The sequence below is a fragment of the Pseudoalteromonas sp. AOP7-A1-14 genome, assembly GCF_052376275.1.
GTDB lineage: Bacteria > Pseudomonadota > Gammaproteobacteria > Enterobacterales > Alteromonadaceae > Pseudoalteromonas.
Genome location: NZ_JBQSVO010000100.1, coordinates 1 through 14,325, shown reverse-complemented (window position 1 = coordinate 14,325; position 14,325 = coordinate 1). Strand labels below are relative to the sequence as shown.

The following is a 14,325-nucleotide window of genomic DNA, read 5'->3' as shown; positions in this document are numbered from 1 at the left end:
CAACGTTAGCGGCTTTTTTTGTATTTTTATAGACGAAAAAGTTACTTTGTTTGTGCGTCGAGAGATTGACCATTTACATCAACGGAGTCATCACTCATTAGGTATAAATAGGTAGCCATTAAATCTTCAGGTGTGGCTAGTTTATCTCTATCTTCACCTGGGTATGCACTTGCACGCATTGCGGTACGTGTTGCGCCTGGATTAATACAGTTAACACGAATATTGGTTTTACCCACTTCACATGCCCACGTTTGCATCATGCCCTCTACGGCAAATTTTGATATTGCATAAGCGCCCCAAAATTCACGGCCTTTACGGCCCACACCGGATGAAGTAAAAATAATTGACGCATTAGGCGATTTACGCAGTGCTGGGAATAAATATTTGGTGATCATTGCTTGTGCAGTAACATTCACTTTCATGATGTTATCAAAGGTCGAGGCACAAAAGTGTTCAAGTGGGCCGAGTGAACCTAATATACCTGCATTATTTAATAAGCCGTCAAGCTTACCAAATTGCTGTTCTATAGTTGCGCCTAAATCACGGTAATTTTGTTTTGTCGCGCCTTTTAAATCCATGGGGACAATGGCGGGTTTTGGGCCGCCTAATGCAATGATTTCGTCATAAACGGCTTCTAGTTTACTCGTGGTTCTTCCCAATAAAATAACCGTAGCGCCATGTTCTGCATAGGTTAGCGCCGCAACGCGACCAATCCCATCACCGGCTCCGGTGATCAAAATAACTTTATCGTTAAGTGCATTTTCTGTTGCTTGATAAGTGTTCATAAAAATACCAATTTAAACAATTTTTTGGATTTTAACATAGCAAAACGTCAAGTTATCGAATTTATTGCGAAATAAGGTGGCGAAAATGAAAACTTTACGTTAAATTTAACTGGTCTAATGTCTCATTAATATTCTGGTTACATAAAATTAACCGGTTTTTGAGCCGTGAAATTAATAGATTATGATATTTTTAATCTTAATTCGTCATCAACACACAATAAAAAGAAGATTCTGTGCGGAGCAATCAATATGAAAAAAATGCTACTCTCACTTGCAGTTACAGCAGGCCTTACTGGTTGCGGCGGCGGTGAAACCTTAGAAGATGTCAAAGAAGATTCTACACCAGTAATACCGGCTGCAACAGTTAAGTTTGACCCAGCACAAGGGATATTATCTGTCCCTAATGATTTACTGATGCAAGGCACTAAAGATGGCACACTGAATATTCCAGGTGAGCTTGACGAAGAAACTGGTGAGTCTATTACTCGTGCAGAATATGCAGATCCACAGTTTGCATTAGGTGCTCTTGATGGCTGGTCCTCACAAGCTCCTTATGCTATCGATTTAGTTTTCCCGCCGAATATAACGCTTGATGAAACGTCCGCAGGTACACCCGGTGCCGTGCGCATTTTTGAAGTGGTAATGGGCGCAAGTTTAACTGATGCTGACTGCTCAATTGTACCTGCAGGTATCGCTTGTAAAGGTTTAAGTGAACTTACCTTTGGTGTTGATTTTATAACTAAAGCTAGCGGCGATGCTGTAGCGGTAATTCCGCTCAAACCATTTAAAGCCGGTAGTTCATATATTAATGTGTTAACTACAAGCTTAATGGATTCTCAAGGACGTTCTATTGAGCCTTCTGCTACTTATGGTTCGGTTAGTGCAGAAACACCATTGATCACTGATGAACAAAAATCACTGCAAGCAGTTATTAATAGTTACGAAAATGTAGTGACAAGTTTGGGCGATATCACTAAGGACGATATTATCTTTTCCGGGGCGATGACTATTCAATCAGCTGGGGCTACGCTTGGTACTATCAAGCAATTATTAGCTGCAAGCTTAACCCAAGACAGCATTCAAACCCCATCAATGCAAGTACCAGAGCAACCTATACTTACCGTAGAGCAAGTATTTGCTTCTAAAGGGGTTACTGGACTTTCTCCTGCGTTTGCTGGGGTGCAGTACGAAGAAGGCAGTATTATGCTACCAATGTACTTATCTACCCCTACAGGAAAAGATATATCAGATTTAGCTGCAACATACTGGCAAGGTATGTGCGACAGTGCAGTAGCTGTACTTGGTTATAAAGCGCAAGCGGGAGATGCTTTCCCAGAAGATCCAATAAGTGCTAATGATGCTACCTGTGCAGCTCTTAGTGACGGTCAACAACGTGATTTAGGCCTAGATAGCACAAAGCATTTAACTAAATATAATAGAATCCCAAAAACACAAAGTATTGCTAATATTCCAGTGCAGCTTACTAAGCCAATTTTACCGGTTATTAATGGTGTACGCACAGAGCTTGGATTAGCAGAAATTACTATGCCAGATACGGGTTGGCCGGTGGTTATTTTACAACACGGTATCACCTCTAAAAAAGAAGATATGCTGAGCTTAACAGCAAGCCTATCTATCCAAGGTTTTGCTACAGTTGCAATTGACCACCCAGTGCATGGTCAACGCGGCATAGATGTTGATGCAGATGGAACCGATGACTTCAATGCTTCAACCGGTTCGGTACTTGCTTATATGAACTTGCAGTCGTTATTAGTTGCGCGTGATAATTTACGCCAATCAGCAGCTGACTTATTAGGATTACGCTTTGGTTTAAATTTTACTAACGATACCAGCTTAAATACGCAAGATGTAACATATGTTGGTCATTCACTAGGCGCTATTGTTGCTCCTGCATTTCTAGCAACCACTAATACTGCGCTTGATCCACAAATAGATGCACTATTTAATGTTAATATAGCAGCGCTTGCTAATGGTGGTGGCGGTATTGCAAGCTTCTTGCTTGAGTCAGCTACGTTTGGCCCATTTGTACAGGGTTCAGTTTTATCAGCTGCAGAAACGTCTGAGTCTGATGAGTTTAATGCCTACTTAAGTGGTGGTGCAGTATCTAACTGTGGCCAGTTTAGTGAAAATCAGCAAGCATATGTTACATGTGCTTATAATGAGTTTACAGCCTCACTCACAATGGCGGGCGAAACGCAAAAACTTACCAATATCCAAAGTGTAATGACGCAGTTTGCTTTTGCAGCGCAAACCGCACTTGATGGCGGCGATCCCACTAACTATGCAAGCACGGTTAATGCACTAGGCACACCTGTTTACATGAGTGCAGTAGTAGGGGATGGTGAAAATAACAAAGCTGATCAAGTCATCCCACCTGCAACCATGAATAATCCAATCTCAGGTACGCTACCATTGGCAAACTTAATGGGAACAACAACAGTAAGTGAATCTCAAGGTCCAACAATTGATGGTATGAACTATTTAGTGAAATTCACTAAGGGCCATCATGGTTCACTATTAACGCCGGCACAAGATGAAGGCAAAAGCTCAACCATTGAAGGCAGCGCCGCAGCAAATACTGAAATGCAGTTACAAATAGCGACTTATTTAGCGAGTCGCGGGAAAATGTTAGTTATTACTAATGCAGACATTGTGACTGATTAAACAATAATTTCCACCAATAACCGAAAAGCCACTGCAAAGTGGCTTTTTTTTGTTTGAAAGCATGTTAAATTGTGGCAAATTTATTTAGGAGCAAACCGTTGGAATTTATCTACGACTATGGCTTATTTTTTGCCAAAACTATTACCTTTGTAGCCGCATTTGCAGTTATTGTTGCGCTTATTGTTGGCACTGCTGTTAAACCAAAAGCAAAGAAAGGTGAAATTGAAATAGACGACTTATCGGCGCAATTAACCTCACTTAAAGATGATTTTCTTGAAAATACCTTATCTAAAAAAGAGTTGAAAACGCACCAAAAACAGCAAAAGCAATTAGCCAAAAAAGAGGATGATAAAACACCTAAGTCTAAGCTCTATGTAATTGATTTTACCGGTAGCATGGATGCACATGAAGTGGATAGTTTACGTGAAGAAATAACCGCTATCTTACTCATTGCTAATAAAGAGCAAGACGAAGTACTCGTGCGCCTAGAAAGTGGTGGTGGTGTTGTGCATGGGTATGGGTTGGCTGCATCGCAATTACAGCGTTTAAAAGATGCTGGAATTAATCTAACGGTAGCTATAGATAAAGTAGCTGCGAGCGGCGGTTACATGATGGCCTGTGTTGCAGATAAGATTATTGCTGCCCCGTTTGCAATTGTAGGCTCGATTGGTGTAATTGCACAAATCCCTAACTTTAATAAAGTTCTTAAAAAGAATGATGTTGATTTTGAACAAATAACAGCAGGTGAATTTAAGCGAACGCTAACTCTGTTCGGTGAAAATTCAGAGAAGGCTCGTGAAAAATTTCGTGATGAAATTGAACAAACGCATGATCTATTTAAAACCTTTGTTAGTACCCAAAGACCGACTTTAGATATAAATAGTGTTGCTACAGGGGAGCACTGGTTTGCTACACAAGCTATTGAAAAAGGGTTAGTTGATAGCATTCAAACCAGCGATGACGCATTATTAGCAAGCCGTAATGAGCGTCAAATATATAAAGTTCATTATAAAATTAAAAAGGGCTTGAGTGATAAATTTGCACTTGGTATGAGCTCAGGTTTAAACCGCGCTGGTGTAAATTTAATATCACGTTTTAAATCCTTACAACCGTAATTAAACAGTTTTAATTACGAGTTTATAAAAAACCCGCGATTTACGCGGGTTTTTTATTAATATTATTTAGCAACTATTACTCAGTTGATTTGTGATAATCTTCTAAGTCTTTTGCCGCGTCAGGATCGTTAAAGATTTGCTCATCAAGCTGACCTTCTGACTTTGCGACTACACAGGTAACCATACAATCACCTGTCACGTTAACTGCGGTTCGGATCATATCTAGTAGTCTATCGACACCGATGATAATTGAAATCCCTTCAACAGGTAAGCCAACTTGGTTTAGCACCATGGCCAGCATTATTAAGCCAACACCAGGTACACCCGCAGTCCCAACAGAAGCAAGTGTCGCAGTGAGAACAACCATTAGGTAATCTGACAAAGCCAAGTCGACATTATACACTTGTGCAATGAAGACCGTCGCCACACCTTGCATAATTGCGGTGCCGTCCATATTGATTGTTGCACCTAAAGGAATCGTAAATGATGCAACTGAGTTATTTACACCTAACTTTTTGGTTGCCGTTTCAAGTGTAATTGGCATTGTCGCACTTGAACTTGATGTACTAAATCCAAATAAGCAGGTGTGCTTCATTTTCTTTAAAAAGATAACAGGGTTTAAGCCAGTAAATAGTTTTAATAAAATGCTGTAATTTACAAAGGCATGAATAGCTAGCGCGGCAACAACAACAGCAAAGTATTTTGCTAAGCTTAGTATTAACTCAACTTGTATGGTGGTGAATAATTTTGCCATTAAACAAAAAACACCATACGGTGCCACGTTCATTAGTAGTGTAACTAGCTTTAAAATAATCGTGTTAAGATCTTCAAAAACGGCTGCTACTCGATTACCTGCTTTCCCACTTAATGCCATTGCAATACCAAACAAGAGCGAAAAAACAATTACTTGTAGCATATTGCCACTTGCCATTGCATCAATAGGGTTAGTGGGGAACATATTAATAATAACTTGGGCTAAAGTCGGCGCTTCTTTTGCGTCGAAACTAGCATTGGTTGGAAGCTCAACGCCATCACCAGGGCTAATTAGTATAGCTAAAGTCATCGCTACGGTGATCGCAACCCCAGTTGTAATTAGGTATAGGCCAATCGATTTCCCACCTAAACTCCCTAATTTTTTAGGGTCACTTAAACTGCAGGTACCAGAAACAAGTGACACAAATACTAACGGCACAACTAGCATTTTCAAACTGGCAATAAATATTTGCCCACCGATATGAAATAAGCCATCAACTAGAAAGCTCTTAATAGGTATAGATAATAACCCGGGAGGAATGATGAACTTTTCTTCACCTATTACGATAGCTTGAAATAAAAAGCCCACGGCAACACCTAGAATCATACCAATCATGATCCGAGTGGTTAAACTCATTGAACGGATTTTTGACATACTAATAATCTATTTTTTATAAATTTGTCATAGCCTAACAGCATGCAGATTTTTATACACAAAAAATCGATAAATTTTTTAATTTATCTCGTTAAAAAACATCGAAATAATACGATGGTGCGCCAAAAAATATGATTTTAGTATTGGTTATAGGTTAATATAAGGTTAAGGTTTACATATGTTATTAAACAATAAAATTACAGGGAGAGGTCAATGCCTTTAATGCGCTGGCTCAATATTGTGTTATTTAGTTTTTTTCTCGCGGCATGCGGCGGCGGTGGTTCACTTGAAAAAGAGGGTGGCTCACTTGATGGTGGAGATGACGGTACTATTGATGAACCTATTTATACTCTATCTGCTCAAGGTTATGTAAAAGAAAGCGACGAAACTAGTAATGCAGTAACCGAGATTGATCCGATAGATATTAAAGTCACTCTATTAAAAAATGATGAACCAGTTGATGGGCAAAGAATTACTTTTACTTTGGCTGATGATATCGGCGCTGTAAATGTAAATTCTGCTCTTACTAATAGCGAAGGGATTGCGACTGTTGAGCTTTCAGCAGGAGTACAAGCCGGTGCTGGCGAAATAACTGCGACCTTTGTGGGCGGTGACGGTGACATCAATGTTACCGAACGCTTTGCTTTTACATCATCAGGTGGGCAAGGGGGTAATGCAGGGATTATTGGTAGTATTACCCTTGAGCTAAGTGTTGTAGACCAAAATAATCAAAGATTTACTGAAACAAATCCGGTAAGTAAAGATAATAAAGGTCAAGTAATTGCAACACTAAAAGATGATGGTGAGCCACTGAGCGAGCAACTAATTAGCTTTAATACTAATTTTACTGGCAAAATCATCCCAGAACTTGGTACGGCGTTAACAAATGAAAATGGTTTAGCGAGCGTGACTTTAAGCAGCGGTGACTTAAAAGGCGCAGGCCAAGTTATTGCCAGTTACCAAGCAGAAAGTGGTGAAACTATTACTAAAATAGCGGGTTTTATTTCAAGTGGTGATGATGCTTCTGTTGAAACTGCGCTCGCTAATATCGACATTAAACTATTAAAAGATTGTACAGATGGTTGGGATGCAAATAGGAATAATACATCCCTAGAACAATCATTAGCTTCATCTGGTTGTGAAATTGTAAATCAGTTCTCATCAGATGAATTGATAGATGTGCTTGTTAAAGTGACCGATAATAGCTCAGGAGATGGTTTTTCTGGGATTATCAGTGAAGTTTCCACAGATCTTGGGCGACTTTTACCTGACTCAGGCAAAGCATTAACAGATAACTTTGGTTTTGCACTATTAAAATTACAACCCGGTGCGAATAGCGGGGCGGGTGAAATAACGGCGGCTTCTAAATCGGCTTCGAGCCAAAAAGCATTTGAAATTTCCACAGCAGAACTAAACATTGATATTAGTAATGGCTTATTTAATAAATTAGATGCAAGTGGTAATCCTATTGAGGATGAATACTTACCACTTGCAGCAGGTGCTACGACAGTCATAACAATTGAAATATTTGATACAGAAGGTAATTCGGTTGTTTCGCCTTTAGATGTTGAATTTACATCAGGTTGTGTACAAGCCGGTTTATCCGTCATGGATCAAACAGCCACCAGTATTAGTGGTATAGCGACGACGACTTATCGTACAAATGGTTGTAGTGCGGCTCAAGGCGATACCGTAACAGCAACAGTATTAACTGGTGGTGCACCAATTGTTAAATCAATAAACATTCCTGTTTCAACAGCACCTATTGAATCGATAGAATTTATTGATGCCACAGAGTCAGTTATCGCATTAAAGGGCACTGGTGGACAGGCACGCGATGATATTTCTGAAATTACTTTTAAGCTTAAAGATAAAATAGGTCAAGATGTTAAAAGTAGTCGTATAGATTTTCGTTTAAGCTCAACTAACGGTGCAATTAGTTTATCACACCCAAGTGTAGTTACAGACGGTGATGGACTTGCGCGCGTGCAAGTAATCGCAGGCTACATTCCAATGGCTGTTAGGGTGCAAGCATGCTTTGTTCCTGACGATCAAATTCCCGAAAATCAAAATGATAACGTAACTTGTTGGCAAAATGTTTATGCTGAATGTCAAAAGTCAGCCGAAGAGCGCGATGAAAATGTTGCTTGTCCTGCAGGTGAGTTATCGTTACTAGCACTTGATGAACAAGTTATTACGGTATCGGATCTCGTGTCAATTAGCTCTGGTTTGCCTGATGGTAATAGCTTTACCGCAGGCGCTGAAACTATCAATATTGAAGGGCTTGATTCTATCGGTGATATTAACGAGGTATCAGTTTATTTAGCCGATCATTTTAATAACCCTGTGCCAGATGGTACTGCTGTATATTTAACCACTGAAGGCGGAGCAATTGGTACGTTAAACGGCAGTGCATTTGACCCACAATTAGAGTGCCGCACTATTGATGGCCAGTGTAATGCGCAGTGGCGAAATCAAAATCCAAAACCATTTACCGATAGCATGTGGAATAATCGCATAGATTCTACTAATCCTAGGACTAACCAGATAAACTGTGACTCATATTTTGGTGTTGCCGCACCTTGTATAAATGGTATTAACAATGCGGCGGAAAATACAGATGGAGTACCTTTAGGTGGTCGTATTACGGTACTGGCTACAGCAAAAGGACAAGAGTCGTTCATAGATATTAATGGTAACGGACGTTTTGATACAAATGAGTATTTTAGTGGTTATGATTTAACTGAGGCCTATGTTGATCATAATGAAAATGGCAAGTATGACGGGTTAGCCGCAATTTATGATCCCGTAACCGCTCAAATTACTAAAGAAGCTGACTTTTGCCGCGAAGGTGATACAGGTGACCCATGTAGCCCTGTAAATACAAATGGTGGCCACTTTGAAGAAAGCTTCGATATTGATTTAAATGAAATGCACACTTTAGCAGATGGAAAATATAATGGCTTATTGTGTACTGAGCAGGCAACAAACCCGCCAGCTGATGCAACGTTTGCAAGTTTATGTGAGAAAGATCTAGTTGATATCAGAGAGTCATTTCAAATTATATTATCAGGTAGCACAGTTTATAGTCGTTTTGTTGTATCAAAGGAAGATCTTAACAGTGAATATGCTACACAATTAGCTGCAACAGGTGATGAAGTTAAAACTGACAATGCAGAAGGTTTGAAGTCAAATATAGAAAATTGCAAGAATATTTACACAGAACACAAAAAAGATGGTGACAAAGCTGATGATGCTACGACTGTTCTACGCATAGAGCTTTCTAGTGATGATAATTTTTGTGATGTAAGTTTGGTTGATCTAAGTACGGGTGGTGTTAATGCACTGGAAAGTCTGCGTTTAAGTACTTATTACTCTGATAGGTACAACAACCCAATCCCTGAAGGAACTTCTGTTTCAATTGCCACAACTAATGGTAAGTATGATGGCCGCGATAGTTTTAACATGCTTGAAACTAGTCGAACAACGGCTGCTTCTGAAAGCTTTACAATTAGCCGTGAAACAGATCCGAATGATGCATCAACGGGTTTATTAACAGTCACATTTGATACACCCAAAGGTGTGCAAACGGTGGCTTCTTTAACGATTAATGATGATGGTTGATAATTAATATTTTAATTAAATGCCAACCTCAAGGTTGGCATTTTTGTATCTATTCTATATATTCCACCACAAAATGAATAAAACAGGCTTATTGATTAATTTAACGACAGAAATTGTTCAATTAATCAATAAAAGCTAAAAAGTTTGTATTAAAAGCTTGTAACAATAGGTGTTTGTAGATATACCTATAAATATTCGCGCCCAAAAAGGGCTAAACACATTTAAAATATTTGGTTAGAAATAGGCAACTATGGGTAAATCGCTAGTAATTGTAGAGTCTCCTGCTAAGGCTAAAACAATTAATAAATATTTAGGAAAAGACTTCATTGTTAAGTCCAGTGTTGGACATGTACGTGATCTTCCTACCTCAGGCTCTGGCAAAAGTAAAAGTGCGGCGACTAAAACACCTGCCGAAGTCCGTAAAATGGCGCCTGAAGATAAAGCTGCTTATAAAAAACAGCGAGATTATACTAACTTAGTTACGCGTATGGGTATAGATCCTGAAAAGGGTTGGGAGCCGCATTACGAAATTCTGCCAGGTAAAGAAAAAGTAGTTCAAGAGCTAAAAAAATTAGCTGAAAACGCTGACCAAATCTATCTTGCAACGGATTTGGACAGAGAAGGGGAAGCCATTGCATGGCACCTCGAACAAATTATTGGTGGTGATCCACAAAAATACAAACGTGTGGTTTTTAACGAAATCACTAAAAACGCGATTCAAGCGGCTTTTAAAACACCGGGTGAACTTAATACCGATATGGTATATGCCCAACAAGCACGCCGATTTTTAGACCGTGTGGTCGGCTTTATGGTGTCTCCTCTATTGTGGGCTAAAGTTGCGCGTGGTTTATCAGCAGGACGTGTACAGTCTGTAGCCGTTCGCTTACTGGTTGAGCGTGAGCGAGAAATTAAAGCATTTATTCCAGAAGAGTTTTGGGATATTCATGCAGATGTTAAAAATTCTGAATCTGATTTGCGCCTTGAAGTCACTAAATATAACGATAAAGCCTTTAAACCGGTCAATGAATCTCAAGCGATGGCTGCGGTTTCAACCCTTGAAAGTGCTGAGTATAAAGTTGTTAGCGTTGAAGAGAAGCCGAGTAAAAGTCGTCCAAGTGCACCATTTATAACGTCGACTATGCAACAATCGGCAAGTACGCGCTTAGGCTATGGCGTTAAAAAGACCATGATGCTAGCACAGCGGTTATACGAAGCGGGTTACATAACGTATATGCGTACTGACTCAACAAACTTGTCAAAAGACGCTGTATCGATGTGTCGTGATTATGTCACTGAGCAGTTTGGCAATAAATATTTACCTAAAGAGCCGGTTAACTATAGTTCAAAGGGCAATGCGCAAGAAGCGCATGAGGCGATTCGTCCATCGAGTGTAACTGTGTTATCTGGACACCTAGAAGGGGTAGACCCTGATGCTAAGAAGCTCTATGAGCTAATCTGGCGTCAATTTGTGGCTTGTCAGATGGTAGCAGCAGAATATGACTTAACTACGCTTACAGTAGCTGCCAGCGACTATCATTTAAAAGCAAAAGGGCGTGTATTGCGCTTTGATGGTTGGACTAAAGTACAGCCGTCAGTTCGTAAGAAAAATGAAGAAGACCAATCACTGCCAGCGGTTAAAGAAGGTGAAATACTTACCTTGGTTGAGCTTGATCCTAAGCAGCACTTCACTAAGCCGCCAGCGCGCTTTAGTGAAGCGAGTTTAGTTAAAGAATTAGAAAAACGTGGTATTGGTCGTCCATCGACATACGCGTCAATTATTTCAACTATTCAAGACCGTGGTTACGTACGAGTAGAAAGCCGTCGTTTCTTCGCTGAGAAAATGGGCGAAATCGTTACCGACCGTTTAGTTGAGAATTTTGATGATCTAATGAACTTTGATTTTACTGCAAAAATGGAAGGCCGTTTAGATGACATTGCTGAAGGGCAACGCGTTTGGACTCAAGTGCTTGATAAGTTTTATGCTGGGTTTTCAGAAAAGCTAACTAAAGCAGCTGGTGAAGAAGCTGATGGTGGAATGCGTTTGAACCAGATGGTTGAAACCGATATTGATTGCCCAACCTGTGGTCGTAAGATGGGCATTCGTACGGCCTCGACTGGGGTATTCTTAGGTTGTACAGGTTATAACTTACCACCAAAAGAACGTTGTACAACAACGATGAACTTGGTATCTGGCGATGAAGCAGTTGCCGCCGATGTGGAAGATGTTGAAACAGAAACCTTAATGCAAATGAAGCGTTGTCCAATTTGCGAAACGGCGATGGATTCATACCTCATTGATGAAACGCGTAAATTGCATGTCTGTGGTAATAACCCCGGCTGTAAAGGTCACGTAGTTGAGCAGGGTACCTTCAAAATAAAAGGGTATGACGGGCCTATTATCGAATGTGATAAATGCGGTGAAGACATGCAGCTAAAGTCAGGCCGTTTTGGTAAATATTTTGGTTGTAGTAGCGATGAGTGTAAAAATACCCGTAAGCTACTTAGAAGCGGCGAAGCTGCGCCACCAAAAGAAGATCCAGTGCAATTACCTGAACTTGAGTGTGAAAAGTCAGACGCATACTTTGTATTGCGTGATGGCGCCGCAGGTATTTTCTTAGCGGCAAATACATTTCCTAAATCACGGGAAACGCGCGCACCTAAAGTAGAGGAGTTACAACGCTTTAGAGACCGTATTTCACCTAAGTTTTACTACCTTGCAGATGCACCTGTAAAAGATCCAGATGGCAACTTAGCCGTGGTACGTTACAGCCGTAAAAATAAAGAACAGTATGTGATGACTGAGGTAGAAGGCAAAGCAACTGGTTGGACTGCACATTATCATGCAGGAAAATGGGCTGAAGAGGCGAAGAAAAAAGCCACCCCTAAAAAGAAAGCCACTGCTAAAAAAGCCCCCGCTAAAAAAGCTGAGACTAAGTCGAAAAAACCGGCTGAATAAATTAGCACAAGTTGACTAAAACTAAAAACCGGAGTGCACATCGTTGTGTCACTCCGGTTTTTTAATCTAACTTGCCTCGCAATGGCACATTCGAAATTAGATTTTTACGTTGTCTACTTTTTTGTAACCTTCAGACTCAAGCTCATCATTAACGCATTTTAAAACATACGGTTTTAAATCATCGTTGCTAATGTCGTCGTCTTTAGCCCAATCTAAACACATTTCTGTATATTCTTGGATAGTTTCAGCCGAAGCTTCTTTTGCTTCGTCTGCGATTGCATACGTTGCAGTTAGCGCAAATAATGGAGCTGCAATAAGTGTTAGCAATGCTTTGTTCATTTTTTTATTCCTAAAAGTTTATAACTATTAAAAACTAGGGTTAACCAAAACAGCCTTTATGCTGTTGGTATGGTGATTTATAAACGAATTTGAAATAAAAGATAACGAAAAATTTTTATCGTAAAGATAAATAAAAATTTCCATTAAATGCGGGTGCAACGCATTTAAAGTGTTATCTTAGCGGTAGAATATTTATTAAGGTTTGATTATGTCTAAAAATAAAGTTTTTACCACCACACCGCGTACACCATCAAAGCTCGAGCAGGTTGTTGAGAGCTGTATTTTTAAAGCGCGCTGGTTACTTGCACCATTTTTTATTGGCTTACTTGTCGCTATTGTGATCTTACTCTTAAAATTTTGTAAGTACCTTTACAGTATGGCGCTAACGACCTTTACCTCGACCAATGAACAGCTATTAGTAAAAATATTAACTCTAGTCGATACCGCACTACTCGCTGGGTTGTTATTGATTATTATATTTAGTGGTTATGAAAACTTTGTTTCTAAACTTAATATTGAGAACCATGAAGATAGACCTGCATGGATGGGAAAGGTTGGTTTTTCTGGTTTAAAAATGAAGTTGATCAGTGCCATTGTCGCCATTTCAGCGGTTGAGTTACTCAAGGTGTTTATTAGTTCAAATAGTCATACTAGTGATGAGCTTTTATGGAAGATGCTGATCCACATCACATTTGTAGTATCAGGCGTGTTGTTTGCATTGACAGACTTTATTAACAGTAAAACACAAAGTCACTAAAGTGCTTGATAAGTGTTATTGGTGTTTTCAAGTATTTTATTAGATTGCTGGTTAGCATTTAATGCCTGAGAAACATAATCTATTGCGGTAGGTAAGTCAGAAAACAAAATGTCAGTGATGTTTTGGCCGCTACTTGCTTTATCTAACACGCGTTGCATTTGGTTAATTGCTAAATTTGAGGCAAATATGAAAGCACTGGCAATACAGTTGTTTGCTCTAGCCAATTCAGTCATCATGACCAGCTTTTTTTCTGCTTGTGGTGTTGCGGCAATTACCATTTTGGCGTTACAAATATAGCTCCAAGGTTTACCGTGAAAGTTTTTAATTAAAGAGCATAAACCAGCAGTGTATGAATCAACTAAACGTTCATTTAAACTACCGCTAAATGAGCAAATTATAATATTACTTTGTTGTTTTATATTTACTTGACCATATTGGTTTATAAATTCCATTAAACACGCCTTTAAAAATTAAGAGCGCGATTTTTATACAAAGCAATCCTTTTGTCTAGCTATTATTTGAACAATTTTAAATTTTGATAAAATAAGCTGGTTTAATGTTATGTAAGGGTTGTTTATTTGTAATTTTATCGATGCAGGGTGAGTTTATCCAACACACCCATAATTATAAATAAATCAATACATAACTTATATCTA

At 39.4% G+C, this 14,325-nt stretch carries 9 protein-coding genes; 5 read left to right on the top strand and 4 right to left on the bottom strand.

Annotation, left to right across the window (positions count from 1 at the left end; genetic code table 11):
- Positions 1-41: 41 nt before the first annotated feature.
- Complete coding sequence (locus ACT3RM_RS13990) at positions 42-785, bottom strand: YciK family oxidoreductase (RefSeq protein ID WP_441836565.1); 744 nt, start codon at positions 783-785, stop codon at positions 42-44.
- Between the two features lie 249 nt (positions 786-1,034).
- On the opposite strand from ACT3RM_RS13990, the gene ACT3RM_RS13985 reads away from it, so the two are divergent.
- A complete protein-coding gene (locus ACT3RM_RS13985; protein ID WP_441836566.1) occupies positions 1,035-3,470 on the top strand; it encodes a VolA/Pla-1 family phospholipase in 2,436 nt (811 codons plus the stop codon).
- 98 nt (positions 3,471-3,568) lie between these two features.
- Positions 3,569-4,585, top strand: a complete 1,017-nt coding sequence (gene sohB / locus ACT3RM_RS13980; protein WP_441995114.1) for a protease SohB — start codon at positions 3,569-3,571, stop codon at positions 4,583-4,585.
- A gap of 76 nt (positions 4,586-4,661) precedes the next feature.
- Here the strand turns inward: sohB and ACT3RM_RS13975 are convergent, their stop codons facing one another.
- A complete protein-coding gene (locus tag ACT3RM_RS13975; RefSeq protein WP_441995116.1) occupies positions 4,662-5,993 on the bottom strand; it encodes a dicarboxylate/amino acid:cation symporter in 1,332 nt (443 codons plus the stop codon).
- 213 nt (positions 5,994-6,206) lie between these two features.
- On the opposite strand from ACT3RM_RS13975, the gene ACT3RM_RS13970 reads away from it, so the two are divergent.
- Together ACT3RM_RS13970 and topA are read left to right on the top strand one after the other, a co-directional pair.
- Positions 6,207-9,617: a hypothetical protein gene (locus ACT3RM_RS13970; protein ID WP_441995117.1), complete on the top strand. Its 3,411-nt coding sequence runs from the start codon at positions 6,207-6,209 to the stop codon at positions 9,615-9,617.
- 250 nt (positions 9,618-9,867) lie between these two features.
- A complete protein-coding gene (gene topA / locus ACT3RM_RS13965; RefSeq protein ID WP_441836513.1) occupies positions 9,868-12,573 on the top strand; it encodes a type I DNA topoisomerase in 2,706 nt (901 codons plus the stop codon).
- A gap of 96 nt (positions 12,574-12,669) precedes the next feature.
- Here the strand turns inward: topA and ACT3RM_RS13960 are convergent, their stop codons facing one another.
- Complete coding sequence (locus ACT3RM_RS13960) at positions 12,670-12,912, bottom strand: hypothetical protein (protein WP_441836512.1); 243 nt, start codon at positions 12,910-12,912, stop codon at positions 12,670-12,672.
- Between the two features lie 208 nt (positions 12,913-13,120).
- Here ACT3RM_RS13960 and ACT3RM_RS13955 point away from each other — a divergent pair, with 208 nt between their 5' ends.
- Positions 13,121-13,669 carry a TIGR00645 family protein gene (locus ACT3RM_RS13955; protein WP_441836653.1) on the top strand — a complete coding sequence of 183 codons (549 nt, stop codon included), beginning with the start codon at positions 13,121-13,123 and terminating at the stop codon, positions 13,667-13,669.
- Here the strand turns inward: ACT3RM_RS13955 and ACT3RM_RS13950 are convergent.
- A complete protein-coding gene (locus ACT3RM_RS13950; protein ID WP_441836654.1) occupies positions 13,666-14,121 on the bottom strand; it encodes a hypothetical protein in 456 nt (151 codons plus the stop codon). The genes ACT3RM_RS13955 and ACT3RM_RS13950 overlap by 4 nt on opposite strands.
- Between the last annotated feature and the right edge of the window lie 204 nt (positions 14,122-14,325).